Source organism: Streptomyces sp. NPDC051020 (assembly GCF_040683105.1).
Taxonomy (GTDB): Bacteria; Actinomycetota; Actinomycetes; order Streptomycetales; family Streptomycetaceae; genus Streptomyces.
In genome coordinates this window covers 112250-118499 of record NZ_JBFBCG010000014.1, presented here as the reverse complement: position 1 = coordinate 118499, position 6250 = coordinate 112250, and the positions used below count along the sequence as shown (strand labels likewise).

At 68.2% G+C, this 6250-nt stretch carries 6 protein-coding genes and 1 pseudogene; all 7 read left to right on the top strand.

Going from position 1 to position 6250, the window contains the following annotated elements; genetic code table 11:
• Nucleotides 1-193 precede the first annotated feature (193 nt).
• The 7 genes and pseudogenes from AB0N06_RS10840 to AB0N06_RS10810 all read left to right on the top strand — a co-directional run bounded on the left by AB0N06_RS10840 (nt 194) and on the right by AB0N06_RS10810 (nt 6141).
• Entirely contained in the window at nt 194-1054 is an 861-nt protein-coding gene (locus AB0N06_RS10840) for an Rrf2 family transcriptional regulator (protein ID WP_366134360.1), read from the top strand.
• A gap of 85 nt (nt 1055-1139) precedes the next feature.
• Nucleotides 1140-2624, top strand: a complete 1485-nt coding sequence (locus tag AB0N06_RS10835) for an MFS transporter (RefSeq protein WP_366134351.1) — start codon at nt 1140-1142, stop codon at nt 2622-2624.
• 81 nt (nt 2625-2705) lie between these two features.
• A pseudogene (locus AB0N06_RS10830) lies at nt 2706-2996 on the top strand (class I SAM-dependent methyltransferase); the annotation flags it as partial.
• A 161-nt stretch (nt 2997-3157) separates the two neighbouring features.
• Entirely contained in the window at nt 3158-3436 is a 279-nt protein-coding gene (locus tag AB0N06_RS10825; protein WP_366134361.1) for a hypothetical protein, read from the top strand.
• Nucleotides 3437-3799: 363 nt separating this feature from the next.
• Entirely contained in the window at nt 3800-4729 is a 930-nt protein-coding gene (locus AB0N06_RS10820; protein WP_366134350.1) for an NAD(P)H-binding protein, read from the top strand.
• A gap of 150 nt (nt 4730-4879) precedes the next feature.
• Nucleotides 4880-5638, top strand: a complete 759-nt coding sequence (locus AB0N06_RS10815) for a hypothetical protein (protein ID WP_366134349.1) — start codon at nt 4880-4882, stop codon at nt 5636-5638.
• On the top strand, nt 5635-6141 hold the full coding sequence (locus AB0N06_RS10810; protein ID WP_366134348.1) for a DUF302 domain-containing protein: 507 nt from the start codon (nt 5635-5637) through the stop codon (nt 6139-6141). Before AB0N06_RS10815 ends, AB0N06_RS10810 begins: the two co-directional genes overlap by 4 nt.
• Nucleotides 6142-6250 lie beyond the last annotated feature (109 nt).

Genomic DNA, 6250 nt, shown 5'->3' with positions numbered 1-6250 from the left:
CACTGGACCACCGGCCCCCTCGACCGCACCCGCCACAGCCGGCTCGAACGACTCAACTACCGACTCTCCGCCTGAACGAATTGGGCAGCAGAGTCCACGGGACATCCGGCTGCCCAGGCTGATGCCGTGTCACCGCCGACCACGCTGAACGCGAAGGGGAAGTTGCTCGCCGCGAACACCAGCACCGGGCCGAATCGGAGCACGTCCGTACCCTACTCGGCGGGACCCGCCATCATGCGGTCGTCGGTGTCGGTGGGGCTGGGCCTTCAACGACCGGGCGTTCGACGCGCTGGACCCAAAATGGAGCGGGGGACGCCCCAAGACGATCAGTGACGAGGTGCGCGAGCACATCTGTCTGATTGCCCGGACGTCCCCCGCCGACTGGAAGGTCACCGCGTTCTCCACCTGGAGCCTGAGCAAGCTCGCCGACCACCTCATCAAGCAGAAGGTGACCGCGGCCATCAGCCGGGAGACCCTGCGCGGGATCCTGCGCGAGGGCAAGGTCTCGCGTCGACGAGTTCGGGCATGCCGGATTGACACGTGGATCAAACTGCTACTAGCGTTGTTGCAGTTGGATTGGCGAGGTGGCGGTCGCGAAGGGGTCATGGTGAGCATCAGCAGCAGGAGTGCGGTCGCGATTCACGCACTCACCATGCTGGGGCGCTGGGATCACTCGTTGACCTCCGCGGAGATCGCGGAGAGCCTGGCCAGTAATCCGGTTCTGGTGCGGCGGATCCTCGGCAGTCTGCGGGATGCCGGTCTGGTCTGGTCCACCGAGGGGCGTAACGGCGGCTGGTCGCTTGCCCAGCCCGCCCGTGAGATCACGCTCTACGACGCGTACACCGCCGTAGAGGCGGGGCCGATCCTTTCGCGGCACCCGCATCCGCCGAGCGCTGAATGCGAGGTGGGGCGGAACATGGAGAAGCTGCTCGAGGTGGAGTTCCAGGACGCGGAGCGGGCCATGAAGGAACGGCTCGGGCGGACGACGATCGCCCACCTTGTCCGGCAAGTGCTGGCCAGTGAGCGTGAGGTCGCGCAACGCGTCACCAACTGACCGATGGCGGAGGCGGTGTCCTCCGCCGCTCTTTTGCCCTAACTGTAACTACCATGGTGGCGGAAAGTCGCCCGAAGGGCCTCGCATGACTTCCACGTCGACAACGACCGAGCGGACTGGCTCAGGACTGGGCTTACTGGCCGTGCTGATGCCGGCGATCCTCGTCACGGTTACGGCCAGCGACATGGTCAATCTGATGCTTCCGACGATCGGGTCCGAGTTCGGGGCCTCCGAGGCGGAACTTGCCTGGGTTGTCACTGGCTTCCTGCTGATGTTCGCGGTCGGGATTCCCCTGTACGGCCGCATTTCGGACCGCGTGAGCCTGCGTCGTCTCTTCGCCTTCGCGCTCCTCACCTACGCCGTCGGGAGCCTGATCTGCGCGATCTCCCCGAGTCTGGCCGTGCTCGTGGCCGGGCGGATCGTGACGGGCGTCGGCGCGGCCGCGATCCCCGTGCTCTCGATCATCGCCGTCACGACGCTGCTGCCGCCGGAGCGGCGCGGTGTCGGGATCGGCGTCGTTTCCGCCGGTGCGGGCGTCGGCACCGCCGCTGGACCGGCGTTGGGCGGCGGCATCGGGGAAGCGCTCAGCTGGCCTGCACTGTTCTGGATCACGCTTGTGGTCTCGCTGCTGCTGCTTTTCCCGGCCATGCGCGTACTCCCGGACGAGACTCCGCAGGGCTCGGGCCGGCTCGACCTCCCCGGCGGCATGCTCCTCGGCCTCGGAGCCGGTCTCGTGCTGTTCGGCATGACCCGGGCGCAGGTCTCCGGCTTCACCGAACCCCTGTCCTGGGGCAGCCTCGTGGTCGCGATCGCGGCGCTCGCGCTCTTCGGGGTGCGCACCGTCCGTGTCGACGAGCCGTTCGTTCCGCCATCGCTGTTCACCAATCGCGTCTACCGGACCGGCATCTTCGTCGCGTTCCTGGCCATGGTCGTCAACCTCGGCGGTCTGGTGTTCGTCCCGCTGCTGCTGGTGGAGGTCAACGAACTCACCCCGGGTGAGGGCGCCTTGGTCATGATTCCGGCCGGAGTCATGACCGCGCTTCTCTCGCCGTGGATCGGGCGCCTCGCCGGCCGCGTCGGCACGCGGCTCCTGGTGCTCTTCGGGCTCGGCCTCATCGGGCTGTTCTCGCTGTTCCTCTCGTCCTTCACCGGCGGCTCCTCGGTGGTCTTCGCCGGTGTCGGGATCCTCGGGCTGAGCATCGGCTTCATGCTTGTGATGACCACCATCATCGGCGCTGCGGCAAGCGAGCTGCCCCCCGAGCAGGCCGGTGTCGGCCTCGGGATCCTCCAGGGGGCCCAGTTCCTCGGGGCCGGTACTGGCCCCGCCGTGTTCGGCGTGCTGGCGTCCGCGAGGCAGCAGGGCGGCAGTGACGCCATCAACCCCCTCTACTCCGGTGATGACGGCTCGGCCTACTCCGACGTCTTCCTGGCCATGGCCGTGGTCGTCGTCCTCACGCTCATCGTTGCGTCACGGATGCGTTCCACGGCTGGCTCCGCGGCCGAGGCCGGACCGAAGGTCGAGGCCGCCCCTGTGGCCGCGACGACGCAAGAAGCGAACAACGTCCAGTAGGAACGCAACTGCCCCACATCCAGGGCGCACCAGATCCACCAAGTGGTGGTTGACGAGCTTGCGAGCGACAGGGGGGCCGGCATGACCACGCAAAAGCGGAGTTTCTCTCAAGAGGGCAAGGAATGCGACGCGTTGTACGCGGGACGCACGTCCTTCGACGGCTTTACCCCCGCTGAGGTGCTGATTCCTTGGGACATCGGTGAGCCCCAGCGAGCCGTGGTGGACCTGGGGCGCGCGGGAGGCTTCAGCGACAAGGTGCTCGACGTGGGCTGCGGACTGGGTGAGAACGCCATTCTGCTGGCGGGTCAAGGGCATGAGGTGACAGGCGTGGACGGTTCGCTCAGCGCGATCGAGCAGGCGGCGCGGCGGGCCGAGCACCTGGGCGATGGCACGCAGCCCGCGCGGGGCGAGCCCCACGCGGTGGACGGCGGCGGTGGTCACGGCGAGGAAGGCGCCGAGCGCCGCGCCTCCGGGATAACCGACTCCTGTCCATCGGCCATGGCGCCTGCGGCACCGGCACGCAGGCTGGGGACATGGACACCATCGCGCGTGGAAACGTGGAGATCACCCAGGTGGTCGAGCTGCCCACCAAAGGCCGCGCCCGCGACTACGTCTTCCCCGAGGACGAGCCCCGCGCACGGGCCAGCCGGCACCGGGTGCTGGGGGAGGCCGCGGACTGGGGCGCCCTGCTGCTCCCCGCGCATTTCCCCGGGCCGGGCGCAGCCGAAGTGCGACGCGTCGGCGACCGGTTCGCGGTCAAGGAGTGGCGGCATGGCGATGAAGGCGTTCCGCGGCTTCCTCGTGGTGCTTGACCCTGTGGGCCTCATTCTTGACGTCGAGTGCCTCCGCCACATCATCCTGTAGGGGCATGCTTGTACGCGCCCTGCTTTCGATGCGTGCCGATACCTCGCGGAACTCGTCAAGCACCATGGTCAGTGCGTCGACCGAGGGCCCGAAGGGGATCAACAGCAGCGTGGCGCCGCTCGTGACGTCCAGCAGTTACGCACGGCTGTCGTCGTACGTGGCGCCCCAGTACCCGCCCGACCGAGCATGCTTTCGACAGCACCCGCCCGTGTAGCCATCGAGGGCCCGCACATGAGCCGACTGTTGTCGCAGCGCGGACGGCTCGTCGGGCTCCGGTTGCGCCTTGGCAGTGTGCACCGCAGGCTGCTCCTATGGACCGCACCCCGGAAGCCAGTGTGCTGCCGATGCTGGTGACGGGCGCGGCGGGCAGCGTCGGCGCCGTCGGACGATCCGTGGTCGAAGGACTTCGGCAACGGGGCCTGCCCGTCCGGGCCATGGTGCGTCGCGATGACGAGCGGGCCCAGGCGCTGCGCGCGACGGGCGCCCAGGTCGTCGTCGGAGACCTGACGCGCGCGGGCGACGTCGCCGACGCCCTGGCCGGTTGTGGACGTATGTACTTCGGCATGGGCGTGTCGGCGCAGTATCTGGAGGCTGCCGTGACGGTGGCGGCCGTCGCGCGCGCGTACGGACGCCTGGAAGCGTTCGTCAACATGTCGCAGCTGACTGTCTCCGAGATGGACCTCACCAGCACCTCCGAGTCTGTGCAGCAGCGGCAGCAGTGGCTGGTCGAGCAGGTTCTTGGCTGGTCAGGCCTGCCCGTTGTCCAGATCAGGCCCACCGTGTTCATGGAGAACCCGCTGTTCCGTGTCGGCTTTTCCTCGATCCCGAAGTACGGAACCATCAGACTGCCCTTCGGCCGGGCGAAAACCTCCCCAGTGGCGGCCGGGGACGTCGCCTCGGTCGTGGAGGAGATCCTGGCCGATCCGGCCCCGCACATCGGCCGGATCTATGAGCTCACCGGCCCGCGCTCGCAGGACATCGCCGCCATGGCGGCGGAGGTTTCCGCAGCTCTGGGCCGGCCGGTCGGTTACACCGCTGTCCCCCTGCAGGAGTGGATCGTCGACGATCTCAGGCCGCTGGGGCTGCCGGACCACGTCTTCCAGCACATCTCCACCATGGCTCGCCTTCACGCGGAGAATCGATACGACCGCAAGGCGGACGGGGTCGAGCAGGTCACCGGGCGGCCTCCTTCGGGGGTGGCCGAATACGTCCGTGAGAACCCCGGCCTGTTCGGCCTCTGAAGCCGCGCCCTCGTCGTGCGTTGTCCAGCGTGTCCTGCGTTGCGGGCTGAGCGTCGGAGGCGCCGGCCGACCATCGTGCACGGGTCCAGTGGCTACACGGGCACCGGATTGATTGTGCACGCCGAAACCGCCCCGGAAAGGGCCCGGCCCATGAGTGACGAACTCGTCGATCTGGCAATCGCCACCACCGGCGGTCAAGAGCTCTGGGACACCCTGCGCGGCCTGAAAGTCGACATCTCCATCGGCGGCCCGATCTGGGCGATGAAGGGCTGGCCACCAGAGAAGACGTTCGACCAGATCCTGACACTCGACACGGCCGGAGAGCACATCGTATTCACCCCGTTCACCCGCCCCGACCGGCGCATGGTCTTCGACGCCGCCGCCGACAGCGTCACCATGCAGACCCTCGATGGCGAACCGGTCGAAACCCTCGCCCCCGCACGCGCCGGTTTCAAGGGAATGCTGCGCAACAGCACCTGGGACGCCCTCCACCTCGGCTACTTCCTGGGCTACGCGTGCTGGAACTACTTCACCACCCCATTCCTCTTCACCCATCCGGACGTGCGGGTCCGCGAGATCGAACCGTGGCGCGAGGCCGGGCAGACCTGGCGACGCCTGCAGGTGCGCTTCCCACCCGAGATCGCCACGCACAACCCCGACCAAGTGTTCTACTTCGACGCCCTCGGAATGCAACGGCGCACGGACTACATCGCGGAAGTCAATGGCAGCACCCTGGTCGGCCACTACACCAGCCGCTACCAGAATTTCGACGGGCTGCTCGTGGCGACGCGCCGACGAGTCTTCCGCCGCAATCCCGACAACAGCGTCAACCTCAACCTCCCTTCCATCACGCTCGACATCCACGATGTCGAGCTCGTCCACTCCGACGACGAACAGGCACAGCCATGACCAGAGACACCGTCGTCATCGATCACCCCGCCCGACGGCTCGTTGTGGCGCTCCCGCGCCCCTACGACGCAGCGCGCGAGCACTACGAAGCTCTTGTCCCCGAGATCGATCTACACCGCTTCTTCCAGATGGCCTCGTGGCAGGCCACGCTCGAGCTCGCCGAGATCAACGCCCCGCACGGGTTCATGCGCTACTACCGCAGCGACATCACCGCCGTCATGGCCGGCTCGCCGTCCACATGGAAGGCCACGCAGTACCTGATGGGCAACCACACCATCGCCGAACGCATGTTCCGCCACGACCCGTCGGTGATGCTGCATGCACCACTGCGGACCCTGCTCTACGCCGACCCCGACGGCGAGACCAAGCTCGCCGTGGACCAGCCCAGCCTGCTGTTCGCCAGCTACGGCGACCCGCGGATCGCCGACGTCGGCCGCGAACTCGACGGCCTCCTCGCTCAGCTGATCACCCTCCTCGGCGGTGACGCGCCTCCCCAACTGTGACCCGCCCCCGGCGCCCGGCCCCGGGAGCCCTGGCCCGCCCGCTCGCCCCAGCCTCCGTCGCCCCGCCGCGGACGTCGGCCCTGCGTCCCAGGGCTGCGCCTGGCCGCCG